This window comes from Bacteroides caecigallinarum, assembly GCF_016902295.1.
Lineage (GTDB): Bacteria > Bacteroidota > Bacteroidia > Bacteroidales > Bacteroidaceae > Phocaeicola > Phocaeicola caecigallinarum_A.
This window is the reverse complement of record NZ_JACJLQ010000006.1, coordinates 92,727-109,648: the sequence shown is the minus strand read 5'-3', so window position 1 is coordinate 109,648 and position 16,922 is coordinate 92,727. Positions and strand designations below refer to the sequence as shown.

Below are 16,922 nucleotides of genomic sequence, written 5' to 3'. Positions count from 1 at the left end.
GAAATGAACGGATATACTCCGTTTTTCAGGCACTTTTCAAGGCCATTTTAGCAATAATTGTGGGTGGATTAAGCCGTTCTGAGTGGGTGGGTATGCTCCGTTTTCGGCAGTAGTTGATTATGTGCCGGGTAGACCACTTAAGGTTAGTCTCTCCCGTAAACGTAATATTGATGAGATATTGACAGATGCGGTAGAAATTAAACCTGACCCTATTGTCGCACATCGTTCTAATGGTCCGCAAAAAGCAAAGAAGGAGGATATTGCCCCAAAGACTCTGTTACGTGTTACAATGCCGGATGGTACTGTAATAGAGAATGCGAAAGCAAAGGATACTTTTGTTGAAGTAATTTGCCGTTTAGGAATCGAACGGGTTCGACAGCTTGGCTTGAAGTTTTGTAAAGTGCCAATCATATCTAACACAAGGGATGCGAAATATGGAAAAGCACAAGTACCGGTAGATGGAGGGTGGCTTATACTGACTCACAGTTCAACTAATGACAAGAAAAAACAACTTGACAAAATAGCCAAAGCGTTGAAAATAAAGATGAAAGTTGAAATAGTGTAACCGGTAAATTACTTTGATAATTCTCATTTCCAAAATCGGGAATAGAAGAAGTGATAAAATGCGATTTGGAAATGAGAACTACTAATGATGATATAGTGGAAAGCTGTTATCCCGGATATCCGTTCTCTAATGATGAAGCAAGACTGGAATGTCTGTTCAAATTATATGAGAAGATGACAAAAACAAAACCCGATAGCTTGAAATTGTTCAGAGGCTACCGGGATTCAACAATGCAAATATATGAAATAATAATTGATAAACAAACAATTATACAATCAAACAAGCTTTTGCAAGGCATTTGCAACACCGGTCAGTGAACGCATAACGAACGGTTAGTGAACATAGAGTGAACAGATTTGATTACAACATTCAACCAAAATCAGGAAAAGGCATTATGATTGATTTTGACAAACAATTGAATTTATTTCCCGAAGTTATTATTTTAATGAAGAATTTCGCTAATTTTGTATTTAGATGTTTGATACATAATGTAAAAGGAGTATGAGTCAGATAAAAAAAATATCATTTAGAAATTACAAGGCTTTTGGTGGTGAACTTACTGAAATTGATATTAAGCCGATTACATTGTTTATAGGTAAAAACAGTAGTGGCAAGAGTTCGATACTTAAATTGATTTCTGTTTTGGGAAGTTTGACATCGGAATATGCTATCGGACCTATGATATTGGGGAATAAAGATGTGTCATTGGGTGGAAGATATGAGGATATTTTCCATAATAACCAAATGACGGATTTTTCTATAGGTGTAGAGTTCGAGAATGGTATTAAGGTTAATGTCTCATATTATATTGATAAAGGAAATCTTTATGTGTATAGATATTCTATTGAGAATGAGGAAAATAACAAAATAGAAACATTAGGAACACCGGATAAGGTATTTAATGGACTTGTACATGAGGAAAGTTTGAAGTCTCTGAATATATCGAAGGTTGGTCTGGCTTTTAACACTGCATATATTGGTCCGTTGAGAGTGCAACCTGAGAGAAATATTCAGCTTTCTTCTGATCAGGCTGTTGTAAATGTTTGCTATAATGGTTCTAATACTTATTCTTTGTTATTGAAATCTTATTTAAGTGATAAAAAAACATTGTTTAATAATGTGTCATCATGGCTGGAGAAAAATCTGGAAGGCCAGGCAATTAATTTTGAACGAAACAGCCCTACGTCCGGTACATATAGCTTGTATATCAAACATGGTGATGCAAAAGTTAATATAGCGGATGTTGGACAGGGTTTACCTCAAGTCCTACCAATTATAACGCAATCTTTTGTAGAAGATAAAGTTGATATTATTCTTGTAGAACAACCTGTCTTGCATTTGCATCCTGCGGCTCATGCAGCAGTGGCATACAGACTGGCTGATATGGTCAAGAAATATAACCGTAAATGTGTTATAGAAACTCATTCGGAGAATGTTTTGCTTGCTATACGAAATTTAGTGGCAGACAGCGAGTCTGATTTGAAGCCGGAAGATGTTGTTATATATTTTGTTGATACTGATGATGATAATGAGGCTTATTTACAGACGATAACCATAGATGAAGATGGGCAATTGTCAACGTGGCCGGAAGGTATTTTCAGTGAAAGTTTTGATTTATTGGCACAAATTATGCAACATAGGAAAAAATGATAGCACATATAACAAGCGATTATGCAACCCGTTGTGATAGTAAATGGCTGTCACGTATATGTTGCAGGATAATAGAAAATGGTCATTATATATCATGCGACGTTACTACACAGGAATATCTTCTTGAAGTAGTAGATAAAGAGGGTAGCAGTTGGGAGAAAGAACTGATTCGTAGAAGCAAACCCTTTGATTTTACAAGGGAGGAGCAGATATATATGACAACTCTATCTTTGGGTGATTTTACAGATAAACAATGTGAGGTTCTATTTGGAGAAAAATCTTTATTGATTTTAGAGAATGCTGTTTATGAATGGAGTGTGTATAAACATATCATAGATACATATAAGCACGACAAGCAGCATCCTAATCTGATTAAAAAGCTTTTATTGGCAATCAATAATAATCGGTTGCTTCCATATCATGGAGGTGGATGGACACAACATCAGCAGCATATCGAACTGCAGGAGGCATCTCCTTATTTAGGAGTAGGTCGGCATAAGATATGTGCATTGCTTGATAGTGATTCCGTATCAGAGAAATGTATTCCTAATGATAGAGCAAAATTGTACTGTTTTTTATGTGGTGAGGATAGTGAATCTTTTGGAGGATATGAACTTGATAAAATTTATACATTAAACCAACCTTTATATGTCTGGCACATGTGGTATAAAAGATGTATTGAGAACTATTTCCCAAATGAAGCATACGAAGAAGCAAAAATGAATACTTCTAATATAACGGAAACTGGTGTTGATAGGGATTATCTGAAAATAAGTGAGAAAATAGCTGGCTATAGTAAGGATAAATTACCGTCATTGACTTCTAAAATGTCACGTAAGAAATATGAAAGCGGGCTTAAGCACTTTTATGTAAATGGCGAAGATTTGTCTGAATTACAGCTATTCTTATTGAAACTTGTTCGTATTATATAGTTATGGCAGAGATAAGCATAAAACCGGAACGTGAATATTTGCACGAGATTGTAACAAAAATAAAAAAAGGAATTTATGGTGTACCTTCTTTTCAGCGCAGTTTTGTCTGGCGTAAAGAGCAGGTATTGGATTTGTTTGACAGTATCCAACATGGTTATCCTATAGGTTCTATATTATTATGGAAGCCTGAACCGAAACAGTTTCCATTGAAATCACGTGATATTATTACTGATGAAATAGATGAAGAAAGCAAACCGGAATATTATATTCTTGACGGAAGGCAGCGTCTGACTTCGTTTTATTGTAGTGTTTTGCATTATGATGACAAAAAAGATATATTCAATATCTGCTATAATCTTGAAAAAGAATGTTTTGAATATGTCAAGAAGCCTCAATTGCATATCTTGAAAGTGTCTGATTTGTATGATACATTTCTTATGCTTGAGAAACTGCAGCAGATAATGGACTATTATAAAAATGATCAGGATAAAGCTCAGACTTATGTTAACAGAGCACGTAAGATAAACAGTGTATTGCAAAGTTATCAGATTGGAGAAATGCTTTTGGAAAATTGTGATATAAATGAAGCTAGTACTGTATTTTCACGTTTGAACTCAAAGGGAACTGATATTTCAAAAGTATCAATGCTACAGGCCGTATTTTATAAAAGCAAGGAGGATGTATTAATATCTGACAGTATTAATGAATTTATAAATTCGCTTGCGGTATATGGCTTTGAAACATTGAAGTCGGATGATATTCTTAATTGTTGCTATAGATATGTTGGCAAGAATTTTTATGATACACAACTTTTAAAGGATTTGGATAAGTTGGATTTTACACCTCATTGGAATGAAATAAAGGAGGATATATCTAATACAGTAAAATTCTTGCATGATGAATGCTATGTGATTTCCAGCAAGTTATTGCCTTATGTGAAGCAATTGATAGCTTTGGCAGGATTCTTTAAAGAGCATAAAAATCCAACATACGAACAGAGACAGGAATTGAAGAAATGGTTTTTTTATACTACATATAATCAGTCATTTCTTAATGGCTCTCTGACAATAGTCAGAACTCTTTTCAGAAGGTTTGAACGATTTATTGTTGGTGATGAGAAAACTGCCATAGAGTATGAATCTATTGAAATAGGGAGTGATTCTTTGAATTTTAGGTATGCTACTGGTTCCGCTTTATCGAATTTCATGGTTCTTTCTCTTGTTTATAAATACATTTCATTAAATCCAAATGCTGATATTGTTTTTTGTGACCCAATTAAGATGTATAGAAATGACCCGAGAGGTGTCATTCCTTATTTCAGAACAGAAGACAGAATAAAAGTGATAAATTTGCAATCGGCAGATTCTCATTTTTATGAGTCGTATGCGATATCGCAAGAAATGATAAAGAATGTAAATGACAAAGAATGTTTTTGTAAACTCCGAGAGAAAATAATTTTGGAAATAGAACGAGAACTATTAAAATATGTAGGTCTGGAATGTTCATGAGAATTGAAATGTTTTTAAAATTAGAAGCTTGGGGAATTAGGATTGTAAATGTTGATGAATAATTTTTATTTGCAATACCGATGATATAATGTAATAGAAATTAAAATATCATGAAATCAAAACAGATCCTTAGAAGAATGAACGAAAGGGAGTTGCTGGAACAAGCATACTACCTGGTTATAAGTTTCCCTTTTCATGAAGAAATGTGTAAATATACCGATTCTTTATTTGGAGAATTGTGTGAGGATAAATATCCTTTGGTTTCGAAGGGAATGTGGACCGGTATAATAGAACTAAGGTCGCATAATCTTTTAAACTGGCCTGAGGAATATGGAAATATTCTTTTTCAGGCTAAGGTGAGTGATAGTGGCACTTATTTCCTTCTCGGCAAAGACAATAAAGCGTTATGTAGAATTTCGGGTTATGTTCCCAACAGGCTTATTCCGGATGCTGACGGATGTGGGGATTACATAAGGTTGAGAATAAAGAGTAATGGAACGATAGAAAATTGGCCGGATGTTCCTGATTTTTCTGAATTCATTGATGGTGCTATGGTTGTTGACAGGATTGATGGTAACATAAAGGAAGAACCTGTATTTAATGTCTGTATGGATTTGACGTATGACGAGCTGATGGATAAGCTATTTCGACTGCCTAAACATTTACAAATGGAGATTGGAAAGGCTTTGATAGAGAATGCATCGGGGAATAATCTATAGATTCTTGTGTATGCTTTGCAAACATGTTTAAAACCTTTTGCAAAAGGTTTGAAATACCGCTCAGCCGACGCTTAACGAACGGTTAGTGAACTGTTTAAATATCTTCTATCGGTTTGAATATTGAAGCAAAATGCCTTTGCTTTATTATTGCATGTATTATATCAGGTCTATTGGTCATTTCGTCGGATAATATTGTTCATTATGTCGGTAATTAGTCATTATTAGGATAATTATAGATGGTTTATCCTATTTTTTGGCTAACTTTGTACGCTAAATGTATATAACTGAATGATGACTGATATAAAATCACCGCTTTTGGGTAAAACTTTGAATGAACTTCAATCTGTGGTTTTGGATTTGGGTATGCCAAAGTTTACCGCAAAACAGATTGCATCTTGGCTGTACGAGAAGAAAGTTTCCTCAATAGATGAAATGACAAACCTGTCACTGAAAAACCGTGAGCTATTGTCGCGGAAATATGAGGTTGGGGCAACTCCTCCTGTACACGAAATGCGTTCCGTAGATGGAACTGTGAAATATTTATTCCGTACCCCGGAAAATGATTATATTGAGGCTGTTTATATACCTGACGATGACAGGGCGACATTGTGTGTGTCATCACAAGTGGGATGCAAGATGAACTGTAAGTTTTGTATGACGGGCAAGCAGGGATATACCAACAGTCTGACAGCCGCGCAGATTCTTAATCAGATATATTCCATTCCTGAGAGGGATACATTGACAAATGTAGTGTTCATGGGTATGGGTGAGCCTTTTGATAATCTGAATGAAGTACTTAGGGCTTTGGAAATTCTCACTGCTGATTATGGGTATGCGTGGAGCCCGAAAAGGATAACAGTGTCAACTGTAGGGCTGAAAAAAGGATTGGAAAGATTTCTTGAAGAAAGTGACTGTCATCTGGCTGTGAGCCTGCATTCTCCGTTTCCGGCACAGAGACGTGAACTTATGCCTGCCGAGAAAGCTTTCTCCATAATGGAGATTATAGAGATATTGAAACGGTATGATTTCAGCAAGCAGAGACGTCTCTCGTTTGAATATATTGTTTTCAAAGGAGTCAATGACAGTCTGATATACGCCAAGGAGCTTGTCAAGATATTGAAGGGACTGGATTGCAGAATGAACCTTATTCGTTTTCATGCCATACCGAATGTGGATCTTGAAGGTACTGACATGGATTCGATGGTGCTATTCCGTGACTATCTGACACAGCATGGAGTGTTTGCCACAATAAGGGCTTCGAGAGGTGAGGATATATTTGCGGCTTGCGGAATGCTTTCCACTGCCAAGCAGCAGGCTGAGAAAAATAATGTGTAAACCAATAAGAAATTGATAATATGAAACGTATTGCTTTTTATTTTAGCTTCGTGATGTTGGCTGTCGTGTTGGCATCATGCCGTAATGATGGTAAAAGTATTATTACTCCGGTTTCAAGCGGAAGACCATACGAAGTGATGGTTGTAGCGGACGATAATTGCTGGATGAGTCCGGACAGTGCGCTCTATCATGTGCTTGATACAGATGTGCCGGGCTTGCCTCAGGCGGAACGTTCGTTCAGAATCTCACGTATCCGTCCTGCGAATTTTGACCGTGTGATGCGTATTTTCAGAAATATCATAATAGCTGATATTCAGGATATTTACACTCAAACCAAATTTAAGTATACGCGCGATGCATACGCTTCTCCACAGATGATAATGACTATACAGTCGCCAAATCAGAAGGAATTTGATGAATACGTAAGTAAGCACGGACAGGTGATTGTGGATTTCTTTACACGTGCTGAAATGAACCGTCAGATAAACCTTTTGCGTGAGAAACATAATGCTGCCATTTCGGCAAAGGTGGGAAGTCTGTTCGATTGTGATATATGGATGCCTAATGAACTGAACTCGTTTAAGACGGGCGAGGATTTCTTTTGGGCTTCAACCAATCTTAATGATATGAATTTCGTGATGTATTCTTATCCGTTCAGGGACAATAATACGTTTACAAAGGAGTATTTTATCAACAAACGTGATTCTGTAATGAAAATCAACATACCGGGGTCAATGGAAGGTATGTATATGGAGACAGCAGACTCAATCTTTGTGGATGTAAAGAACATAGCTGTTAAAGGTGATTATGCTTTTGAGGCGAGAGGATTATGGGAAATGAGAAACGATGCTATGGGAGGTCCTTTCGTATCGCATGTCAGGGTTGACAGGGCTAATGCCAGAGTAATAGTGGTGGAGGGTTTTGTCTTTAAACCTGACAAATTGAAGCGTGACCTTATGCGCAAGCTTGAGGCATGTCTTTACACTCTGAAATTACCTGCACAGAAAGAAGTATTCGAATTGCCTATAGGGGCTGGTGTGACTGAAATTACCATCACAGGTGACTCTATAAAATAAAATATACATTATATTATAAGTATAGACATGGAAAGACGTAAAATAAGAGTGGGAATCACCCACGGTGACATCAATGGAGTAGGTTATGAGGTTATATTGAAGGCCTTTTCCGAACCGGAAATGATGGAATTATGTACGCCGGTAGTGTACGGGTCGCCAAAGGTAGCGGCTTATCATCGTAAAGCGATGGATATTTCTGCCAATTTCAGCATAATAAATTCTGCAAAGGAAATACAGGATGGCAGACTGAATGTCTTGAATTGTACTGCAGAAGAACTTAAGGTGGAGCTTGGCAAGCCTACAGCAGAAGCCGGAAAGGCTGCACTGGATGCTTTGGAAAGAGCGTTGGCCGACTATCGTGAGGGTGGAATTGATGTGCTGGTAACAGCTCCTATCAACAAGCATACCATACAGTCCGAAACATTTCATTTCCCTGGTCATACAGAATATATAGAAGAACGTGTGGGAGACGGCAACAAGTCATTGATGATTCTTATGAAGAATGATTTCAGGGTGGCTTTGGTTACAGGTCATGTTCCTGTAAGGGAAATCCCGTCTATACTTACCAAGGAATTGATAGAAGAAAAAATAGAGATATTCCATAAATCGTTGAAACAGGATTTCGGAATAGGATGTCCGCGCATTGCTGTGTTCTCACTGAATCCTCATGCCGGTGATAATGGTCTTCTTGGTACAGAGGAACAGGATGTCATTATTCCGGCAATGGAAGAACTGAAAGCAAAAGGAATACAGTGTTTTGGCCCTTACCCTGCAGATGGATTTATGGGGTCGGGTAACTTTACTCATTTCGATGGTATCATGGCTATGTACCATGACCAGGGATTGGCTCCATTCAAAGCTTTGGCCATGGATGAAGGAGTGAACTATACAGCAGGTTTGCCTATTGTAAGGACATCGCCGGCACATGGTACGGCGTATGATATTGCCGGACAAGGGGTTGCTTCGGAAGATTCGTTTCGTCAGGCTATTTATATTGCTATTGACGTATTCCGTAACAGATGTATGGAGAGAGAGATAAGTGCGAATCCGCTTCGCAAACAGTATTACGAGAAACGCGATGATAGCGATAAATTGAAACTTGACGCTGAATATGAAGAGTAAGTTCAGGAATATATTTTTCATAGTAGGAGTTGTAGCCATAGTAATAATGCTTTTTGGAATGGACATGACATACGAGGATGTAGTGTCATGCTTGAGAAAAGCCGGTATATGGTTTCCTGTATTGTTGTTGCTATGGATGTTTATATATGCTATAAATGCGGGAGCATGGTATGCTATTATTTGTAATGGGTTGAATGGGGTTAAAGTTCCTTTTTTGAAAGTCTTCAAATATACCATTACCGGTTTTGCATTGAACTCTACTACGCCGGTTGGGCTGATGGGAGGCGAACCTTACCGTATAATGGAGTTGAAACCCTACGTAGGTATAGAAAAGGCATCTTCAAGTGTGATATTGTATGCGATGATGCATATTTTCTCTCACTTTTGTTTTTGGCTGTTCTCGCTGCTTATTTATATATTGTCATACTATAACCAGATAAACAGGACTTATGTGATAATCATGAGTATTTTTGTTGTGGCGTGTATGATAGGAATTTACTTTTTTATTAAAGGATATCGTTCGGGAATGGTAATGAAGCTGATGCGTTTTTTGCAGCGTATGCCTTTTATAAAGAACAAAATAACCAGATTAATAGAGAGAAAGGAAGAAACTTTTGTGCAGATTGACGATCAGATAAAGGATTTGTATAGGAATAATAAATATACTTTCTTTACTTCATTGTCACTGGAATTTGTAGCAAGAGTCGTATCTTGTCTTGAGGTATATATCATCTTGTTGATATTCTCTACTGACGCAAGTTTCTTCGACAGTATATTGATATTAGCGTTTACATCATTGTTTGCCAATCTGATGTTCTTTTCACCAATGCAGCTTGGCGCTCGCGAAGGTGGATTTGTGATGTCTGTTGCGTTACTGTCTATCCCGTATTCTTATGGCGTATTCATGGCGCTTCTTATAAGAATTAGGGAAGTGGTGTGTGTAATCATTGGTATAGCATTGATGAAGATAGGTAATAAATAAAAGGACCATGGATTTAGTTTCATTTAAGAAAGGACTGAAATCAACATTAAAATCAGAAGATACAGAGGGATTTTTTGAAATATATGTAACCCGTTCAAGCGGCTATTTATGGGCGTTGTTTTTTAAGAAATTAGGAGTTCATCCTAATGTCGTCACCATTATATCCATAATATTGGGCATGTTGGCGGGGTATATGTTTTATTTTGAAGATCTACGTCATGGATTGTTGGGCATTTTTCTTTTGATATGGGCAAACTGGTATGATTGTGCCGATGGGCAATTGGCCAGAATGACTGGCAAGAAAAGTCTGTTAGGACGAGTACTTGACGGCTTTGCCGGTGATTTATGGTTTTTTTCTATATATTTCTTTATAAGTTTACGACTTACGGACACTTGGGGAATATATATATGGTTGTTGGCTGCATTCTCTGGCTTTATTTGTCATAGCAAGCAATGTGCATTGTCGGACTATTACCGAAATATTCACATGTTTTTCCAAAAGGGTAATGCAAATTCGGAATTTGACAAGTCGTCAAAGCAGATTGAAAAGATGAAATCCTTGAGCTGGAGAAATGCATGGTTTGAAAAATTGTATTTGATATTCTATATAAGATATACTAAAAGTCAGGAACGTTTGTCGCCATCATTACAGAAATTGTTGCGTGGCGTAGAAAATACCTGGTTGAGTAAAGGTGTAGATATACCTTCGGATTTCAGAGATGAGTATAGAAGGAATAGTAAACCTTTGATGAAATATACCAATATTCTCACATTTGATACGAGGGCTTTCGTGCTTTTTGTCTCCATTCTTGTAAAAGAGCCATGGATCTTCTTTATTTTTGAAGTTACAGTTCTTAATATTTTATTTTTCTATATGAGATGCAGGCATGAAAGTTTTTGTAAGAAAATGTACAAGGATTTTTGTTTAGATAAAAGTCTATGAGCAGAAAAATAGCTTTTGTAATGGCTGGAGGATATGGTGACAGGATGCATAAGGAAACTCCAAAGCAGTTTCTGGATTTGCTTGGTAAGCCTGTTATTATTCATACTTTGTTGAAGTTTGAACAAAGCAATGATATTGATGTTATTATTGTAGCTTGTTTATCTGGTTGGATAGATAAACTGAGAAAAATGGCTGCAATTTATAATATTACAAAACTAAAGGGAGTGGTTGAAGGTGGTTGCAATAGCCAGGAATCCATTTCTAATGGTATTGAATATATGCTGTTAAACGGTTATAATGAAGACGATATAGTCATGGTTCATGAATCGGTAAGGCCTTTCATCACGGATAAGATAATATCAGATAATGTCAATTCGTGTATGTTAAGAGGCAATGCTGTTACAGCTATTAGAGGCAATGAATCGTATCTGTATAGCGAGAATGGAATTTCGTCTGAACAGCATTTCATGAGAGAAAATATGTTTATGGTACAGACTCCACAGACATTTAAACTTGGATGCATAGCTTCAGCTATAAACGAGGCAAATGAAAAAGGAATAGTTTCGCAGTCTTTGTATATATTAATGTCGCAATTGGATTATACTCCATTATATATGGTCGATGGTGACAGATTTAACTTGAAACTGACTTATCCTGAGGATTTGAAGATTTTTGAGATATTGTTAAAAATGAATATACGATAAAGATATAATAAAGTAATATATAAAAAGAAGAGAGTGGTATGGGAAAAGAAGAGTCAAAAAGAATTCAGACATCAATACTTAACAGAGCAGAAAAAGTAGCCTTGATTTGGCTGGCACAGAGACAGCCACGTTGGGTAACTTCAGATTTCCTGACTTATATGGGAGTTTTAGGCGCCATAGTTTATGCTATAGGGTGTGTGTTGGCTTCGAAAAATATTATGTATTTATGGCTGGCCTCATTGGGTATGGTTATAAATTGGTATGGAGATAGTTTGGATGGAACATTGGCCAGGGTACGAAATCTTCAGCGTCCTGTTTATGGTTTTTTTATTGACCATTCTTTGGATGCCATTACGATATGTATTATGTGTATAGGTGCAGGATTATCTCCTATGTTTAGATTTGACATTGCATTGTTGGTTTTGGCAGGTTATCTTGTTCTGTCTGTATATACATATATTATTACAATTATTAAGGGAGAATTTCGTCTGACATATAGCTCTTTTGGACCAACTGAGTTTAGACTGGTTATCATATTGATTAATACTATATGTATGTACACACCTTGGGATGAAATATCTTTAGATATATATGGTCAGCATTTTGGAGTATATGATATTGTTGGATTGGCTATCGCGGTTTTCCTTTTTGTGGCATATTTTATTCAGTTTAGTAAGGATAGGAAAGCTTTATCAGTTCAAGATCCAATAAAACCATATAAAAAGCAGTAACTGCTATTAAAACACAAAATAAACAGAACTAACTTGTTTGTCTATATTGTTCCGGATATACGGATTACGTTTTTAAATTTGAATATAAATATATAATTAATATGGTAAAAAGATTACTCGTTGTGATAGCTTTATGGGTTTGGGCTTTAGGTATGTATGCTCAGATTCATGGAGTTGTTGTTGATTCGGATACCGGTGAACCTATCCCATATTTGAATATATATTATGACGGTAAGGGAGTGGGTACTATTACTGATATTGACGGAAAGTATTCTATCCCATATCGTTCAGGCTGGAACAAACTGACATTCTCTATGGTGGGTTATACAAGGCAGGATATTAAAGTATCGTCAAAAACCACGGAACTGAATGTGAGCATGAAGTCGGAACTGGTTCTTGATGAGGTCGTGGTTAAGCCCAAAAAAGAAAAATATTCCAGGAAGAACAACCCTGCTGTAGAACTTATGAAGAAAGTAATTGAGTCGAAGGGAAGAACAAATCTGGAAAATAAAGATTATTATTTCTATAATAAGTATCAAAAGATTACATTAGCTGTAAATGATATTACACCTGATTCTCTAAGAGAATCATGGCTTTTTAAGAAGTATCCGTTTCTACGCGATCAGGTAGAGATATGTGATGTTACTCAGAAACGAATTTTGCCTGTTTCTGTGGATGAGACTGTTTCGCAGAAAATATATAGAAAGGAGCCACGTTCCGAAAAAACAATTATCCAGGGAATTGATTCAAGAGGAATAAACGAACTGTTTAGTACTGGCGATATGCTTACTACTGTATTGAAAGATGTCTTTCAGGATATAGATATTTATGAAGACCGTTTCCGCTTCTTGCAATATCCTTTTGACAGTCCTGTTTCTGACGCAGGGATAAGATTTTATAAGTATTATATAATGGATACTGTATTTGTAGAACGTGACAAGTGTTTCCATTTGACTTTTGTTCCTAATAATTCGCAGGACTTTGGATTTACAGGACATCTGTATATATTGGCGGATTCAACATATAGGGTGAAGCAGTGTAATATGAATCTTCCTAAAAAGACTGATATAAATTTTGTCGATCACATGATTATAAATCAGAAGTTCGGTGAACTGCCAACTGGCGAATGGTCGTTGATGGAAGATGATATGCTTTGTGAATTGTCTTATCTGAAAAAGATACTTGGGTCGTATATGGTAAGGCGTACTACGCGTAACTTTGATTTCTCTTTTGAGCCATTACCTGACAAGCTCTTCAAAATGAAAGGTTCAGAAATAAAAGATGTTAATGCCATGATGCGTGACGATGATTTTTGGAAGAAGTACAGACAGGAAGAACTGACAGAATCGGAAACACGTATGGGAAGCTTTCTTGATGATTTGGCAAAAATCAAAGGTTTCAAATATATAATGTTTGGACTCAGAGCTATCATTGAAAGTTATGTGGAAACAAGTAAGGATAGTAAGGTTGATATTGGTCCGATTAATACAATGATTACATCTAACTATATTGACGGTTTGCGTCTGCGTGCGTCTGCACAAACTACTGCCAACCTTCATCCTAACATTTTCCTTAAGGGGTATTATGCTTACGGATTTAAGGATAGGAAGTCAAAATATATGGGAGAAATTGAATATTCTTTTGATAAAAAGGAATATTTGCCAAGAGAATTTCCTAAACATTCTATGACATTTACATACCAGTATGATAACATGCTTCCGTCAGATAAGTTTATCAATGCCGACAAGGATAATGTTTTTACTGCTCTAAAGGTATGTCAGGTTGACCAGTATAATTACGAGCGTAAGGCTACTATTAAATATGAACGTGAACGCGAATTTGGTTTCAAGACAACCGCTATGCTGAGATATGCCAACTATGAGCCTTGTGGAGAGTTGTTCTATCGTACTATGGCTGGAGAGTCCAAACTTCAGTCTGCAATTGCAGATGGTTCTGTTTCTGGTAATAAATGGGTGAAGTCTCCTTTCAATACTCATGACATAACAGTAACTGAGGCTTCTTTGGCATTGAGATATGCTCCAGGTGAGACTTTTGTAAATACAAAACAGAGGAGATTGCCGGTAAATCTTGACGCTCCGGAATTTGTTCTTCAACATACGGTGGGCTTGAAAGGCGTTTTAGGAAGTGACTACACTTATAACATGACAGAGGCCAGTGCCTACAAACGTTTCTGGTTGAGTTCATGGGGTAATGTTGACATATATCTGAAAGGCGGAATACAGTGGAACAAAGTTCCTTTCCCGTTGTTGATTATGCCTGCTGCAAACTTGTCGTATATTATTCAGGATGAAACTTTCAATTTGATTAATAATATGGAGTTCCTTAATGACAGGTATGCGTCGTTGGATTTTTCATGGAACATGCAGGGAAAACTGTTCAATAGAATACCTTTGATAAAGAAATTGAAATGGCGTGAGTTTATCGGAGTAAAATGTTTGTGGGGTACTCTTACTGACAAAAACAATCCTTTCCTTGAGAAAAACAGGAATGACGAAACGCTTATGATGTTTCCAGGACATTATGATGCTACAGGAAAGTATAATTATTCCAGTCATGTGATGGACCCTAAGGTGCCATACGTTGAAATTACTGCAGGTATTCATAACATTTTCAAACTTTTACATATTGAGTACGTAAGGCGACTTAATTATAACCATCTTCCTACAGCTAATAAATGGGGCGTGAGATTGATGATACGTACGGTATTCTGATGTAATTTCGTACCATATATTAGTCATCTTTCCAAAGATTTTGTAAATTTGGCAGACAATTTGTGTTTTATGGTAAAATCAGATATTCAGAATATAAAACTTCGTTTTGGTATTATAGGTAATACCGAGGGACTAAACAGGGCGATAGATATAGCCATGCAGGTGGCTCCTACAGATCTTTCGGTACTTGTTACCGGCGAAAGTGGAGTAGGTAAGGAAAGTTTTCCACAGATTATACATCAGTTCAGCAGAAGAAAACATGGACCTTATATAGCTGTCAATTGTGGGGCTATACCTGAAGGAACTATTGATTCGGAATTGTTCGGTCACGAGAAAGGAGCGTTTACTGGAGCAATTAGCGACAGGAACGGTTATTTTGCCGAGGCCAATGGTGGTACTATATTTCTGGATGAAGTAGGTGAATTGCCATTGTCCACGCAAGCCAGACTTTTGCGTGTGCTTGAGACAGGTGAATATATAAAGGTAGGCTCATCTAAAGTACAGAAAACAGATGTAAGAATTGTAGCTGCCACAAATGTGAATTTTGCAGATGCGATAGCGGAAGGACGTTTTCGCGAGGACCTCTATTACCGTCTTAATACAGTACCTATTAAAGTCCCGCCTTTAAGGGAGAGACCTGGTGATATTGCATTGCTTTTTAGAAAGTTCGCTGCCGATTTTGCGGAAAAATACCGTATGCCATCAATTCAGTTGAATGAAGAAGCAAAGCGTATGCTTGTGGAATATCCGTGGCCTGGTAATATAAGACAGTTGAAAAATATTACAGAACAGATTTCAATTATTGAAACAAACAGGGATATAACTCCTGAAATACTTTCTACATATTTGCCTGACTTTGCAAGCAACTCGAAATTGCCGACTTTTGTCGGTTCAAAGGGAACTGCCCATTCTGGTGGAAAAAGTTTTGAAAGTGAAAGAGAAATATTATATCAGGTTCTTTTTGACATGCGGCGTGATGTTACAGAACTGAAAAAGTTAGTACACGAGATTATGGCTGAGCGTGATGCGGGGCGTCATGGAACTCATCCGGTAGAGAATAAACCTCATTTCCTTCAGGATTCTACAATGGACGTCATTACTGATATGCCGATGGTAGTTCCGCATGTTCAACAATATCCACAGGTGGGACAAATTCAACCGGTGACACCGACATCCATTACTCCTGTACCAACTACAGTGGTAAAACGTGACGACTCGTCCGATTATCAGGATACAGAAGTTTATGTAGAAGAAAACCTTTCTTTAGATGATGTTGAAAAAGAAATGATAAAGAAGGCTCTTGAACGCCATAATGGTAAGCGCAAGAATGCGGCAAGTGATTTGAAAATATCTGAAAGAACTTTGTATAGGAAAATAAAAGAATATGGGCTTGAATAAAATGAGTAAATTTAATATTTTTTCTGTATTGACGGTATCGTTATGCCTTTTGGCAGCCTGTACCGTATCGTATAAATTTAATGGGTCTTCAATAAACTATGATAAGGTGAAGTCTATTTCTTTCGAGAACTTCCCAAACAGGTCGGCTGCATTTGTATGGGGACCTATGGAGTCTATGTTCAATACTGAGCTTCAGGACAGGTATATGCAGCAAACTCGATTGAAACAAGTGAAACAGAACGGCGATTTGGAGTTGTCAGGCGAGATAACAAACTATGATGCATACAATAAAGGTGTAGGCTCTGACGGTTATTCAACAATGGCCGAACTGAAAATGACTGTCAACGTGAGGTTTGTCAATAATACAAATCATGCTGAAGATTTCGAACAGCAGTTTTCTGCAAGTAGAGAATACAACTCTACTCAACAATTGTCTGCTGTTCAGGAAGAACTTGTAAACCAAATGATTGACGAGATAGTAGAACAGATATTCAATGCGACGGTAGCCAACTGGTAATATTTCTT

General features: G+C 37.0%; 16 protein-coding genes. All 16 read left to right on the top strand.

Annotation, left to right across the window (positions count from 1 at the left end):
• Positions 1–121: 121 nt before the first annotated feature.
• Positions 122–565 (top strand): hypothetical protein, encoded by a 444-nt coding sequence (locus H6A27_RS03325; protein WP_204507665.1) that lies wholly within the window; start codon positions 122–124, stop codon positions 563–565.
• A gap of 71 nt (positions 566–636) precedes the next feature.
• Positions 637–882 carry a hypothetical protein gene (locus H6A27_RS03320; RefSeq protein ID WP_204507664.1) on the top strand — a complete coding sequence of 82 codons (246 nt, stop codon included), beginning with the start codon at positions 637–639 and terminating at the stop codon, positions 880–882.
• Between the two features lie 184 nt (positions 883–1,066).
• Positions 1,067–2,215 carry a DUF3696 domain-containing protein gene (locus H6A27_RS03315; RefSeq protein WP_204507663.1) on the top strand — a complete coding sequence of 383 codons (1,149 nt, stop codon included), beginning with the start codon at positions 1,067–1,069 and terminating at the stop codon, positions 2,213–2,215.
• Positions 2,212–3,147, top strand: a complete 936-nt coding sequence (locus H6A27_RS03310; RefSeq protein ID WP_204507662.1) for a hypothetical protein — start codon at positions 2,212–2,214, stop codon at positions 3,145–3,147. Before H6A27_RS03315 ends, H6A27_RS03310 begins: the two co-directional genes overlap by 4 nt.
• Before the next feature lie 2 nt (positions 3,148–3,149).
• Positions 3,150–4,655, top strand: coding sequence for a DUF262 domain-containing protein (locus tag H6A27_RS03305; RefSeq protein WP_204507661.1), 1,506 nt, complete (start codon positions 3,150–3,152; stop codon positions 4,653–4,655).
• A gap of 110 nt (positions 4,656–4,765) precedes the next feature.
• Positions 4,766–5,374, top strand: coding sequence for a hypothetical protein (locus H6A27_RS03300; RefSeq protein WP_239469551.1), 609 nt, complete (start codon positions 4,766–4,768; stop codon positions 5,372–5,374).
• Positions 5,375–5,665: 291 nt separating this feature from the next.
• On the top strand, positions 5,666–6,709 hold the full coding sequence (gene rlmN / locus H6A27_RS03295) for a dual-specificity RNA methyltransferase RlmN (protein WP_204507669.1): 1,044 nt from the start codon (positions 5,666–5,668) through the stop codon (positions 6,707–6,709).
• A gap of 20 nt (positions 6,710–6,729) precedes the next feature.
• Positions 6,730–7,785, top strand: coding sequence for a DUF4837 family protein (locus H6A27_RS03290; RefSeq protein ID WP_204507660.1), 1,056 nt, complete (start codon positions 6,730–6,732; stop codon positions 7,783–7,785).
• A 27-nt stretch (positions 7,786–7,812) separates the two neighbouring features.
• The gene (gene pdxA / locus H6A27_RS03285) at positions 7,813–8,907 is read left to right on the top strand and encodes a 4-hydroxythreonine-4-phosphate dehydrogenase PdxA (protein WP_204507659.1); all 1,095 of its coding nucleotides are present in this window, start codon (positions 7,813–7,815) and stop codon (positions 8,905–8,907) included.
• Complete coding sequence (locus tag H6A27_RS03280) at positions 8,897–9,889, top strand: lysylphosphatidylglycerol synthase transmembrane domain-containing protein (RefSeq protein ID WP_204507658.1); 993 nt, start codon at positions 8,897–8,899, stop codon at positions 9,887–9,889. Before pdxA ends, H6A27_RS03280 begins: the two co-directional genes overlap by 11 nt.
• A gap of 7 nt (positions 9,890–9,896) precedes the next feature.
• The gene (locus tag H6A27_RS03275; RefSeq protein WP_204507657.1) at positions 9,897–10,832 is read left to right on the top strand and encodes a CDP-alcohol phosphatidyltransferase family protein; all 936 of its coding nucleotides are present in this window, start codon (positions 9,897–9,899) and stop codon (positions 10,830–10,832) included.
• Positions 10,829–11,536 (top strand): IspD/TarI family cytidylyltransferase, encoded by a 708-nt coding sequence (locus tag H6A27_RS03270; protein ID WP_204507656.1) that lies wholly within the window; start codon positions 10,829–10,831, stop codon positions 11,534–11,536. Before H6A27_RS03275 ends, H6A27_RS03270 begins: the two co-directional genes overlap by 4 nt.
• 38 nt (positions 11,537–11,574) lie before the next feature.
• Positions 11,575–12,267, top strand: coding sequence for a CDP-alcohol phosphatidyltransferase family protein (locus H6A27_RS03265; RefSeq protein WP_204401121.1), 693 nt, complete (start codon positions 11,575–11,577; stop codon positions 12,265–12,267).
• Between the two features lie 101 nt (positions 12,268–12,368).
• Positions 12,369–14,999: a DUF5686 and carboxypeptidase-like regulatory domain-containing protein gene (locus H6A27_RS03260; protein WP_204507655.1), complete on the top strand. Its 2,631-nt coding sequence runs from the start codon at positions 12,369–12,371 to the stop codon at positions 14,997–14,999.
• A gap of 69 nt (positions 15,000–15,068) precedes the next feature.
• Positions 15,069–16,397, top strand: a complete 1,329-nt coding sequence (locus tag H6A27_RS03255; protein WP_204507654.1) for a sigma-54 interaction domain-containing protein — start codon at positions 15,069–15,071, stop codon at positions 16,395–16,397.
• Between the two features lies 1 nt (position 16,398).
• Positions 16,399–16,914, top strand: a complete 516-nt coding sequence (lptE, locus tag H6A27_RS03250; protein ID WP_394800027.1) for an LPS assembly lipoprotein LptE — start codon at positions 16,399–16,401, stop codon at positions 16,912–16,914.
• Positions 16,915–16,922: the final 8 nt, after the last annotated feature.

Coding starts and splice junctions, on each gene's coding strand:
- H6A27_RS03290 (WP_204507660.1), top strand. CDS start 6,730: ATGAAACGTATTGCTTTTTATTTTAGCTTCGTGATGTTGGCTGTCGTG.
- H6A27_RS03275 (WP_204507657.1), top strand. CDS start 9,897: ATGGATTTAGTTTCATTTAAGAAAGGACTGAAATCAACATTAAAATCA.
- H6A27_RS03300 (WP_239469551.1), top strand. CDS start 4,766: ATGAAATCAAAACAGATCCTTAGAAGAATGAACGAAAGGGAGTTGCTG.
- H6A27_RS03265 (WP_204401121.1), top strand. CDS start 11,575: ATGGGAAAAGAAGAGTCAAAAAGAATTCAGACATCAATACTTAACAGA.
- H6A27_RS03260 (WP_204507655.1), top strand. CDS start 12,369: ATGGTAAAAAGATTACTCGTTGTGATAGCTTTATGGGTTTGGGCTTTA.
- rlmN (WP_204507669.1), top strand. CDS start 5,666: ATGACTGATATAAAATCACCGCTTTTGGGTAAAACTTTGAATGAACTT.
- H6A27_RS03305 (WP_204507661.1), top strand. CDS start 3,150: ATGGCAGAGATAAGCATAAAACCGGAACGTGAATATTTGCACGAGATT.
- H6A27_RS03255 (WP_204507654.1), top strand. CDS start 15,069: ATGGTAAAATCAGATATTCAGAATATAAAACTTCGTTTTGGTATTATA.
- H6A27_RS03320 (WP_204507664.1), top strand. CDS start 637: ATGAGAACTACTAATGATGATATAGTGGAAAGCTGTTATCCCGGATAT.
- H6A27_RS03315 (WP_204507663.1), top strand. CDS start 1,067: ATGAGTCAGATAAAAAAAATATCATTTAGAAATTACAAGGCTTTTGGT.
- pdxA (WP_204507659.1), top strand. CDS start 7,813: ATGGAAAGACGTAAAATAAGAGTGGGAATCACCCACGGTGACATCAAT.
- H6A27_RS03280 (WP_204507658.1), top strand. CDS start 8,897: ATGAAGAGTAAGTTCAGGAATATATTTTTCATAGTAGGAGTTGTAGCC.
- H6A27_RS03310 (WP_204507662.1), top strand. CDS start 2,212: ATGATAGCACATATAACAAGCGATTATGCAACCCGTTGTGATAGTAAA.
- lptE (WP_394800027.1), top strand. CDS start 16,399: ATGAGTAAATTTAATATTTTTTCTGTATTGACGGTATCGTTATGCCTT.
- H6A27_RS03270 (WP_204507656.1), top strand. CDS start 10,829: ATGAGCAGAAAAATAGCTTTTGTAATGGCTGGAGGATATGGTGACAGG.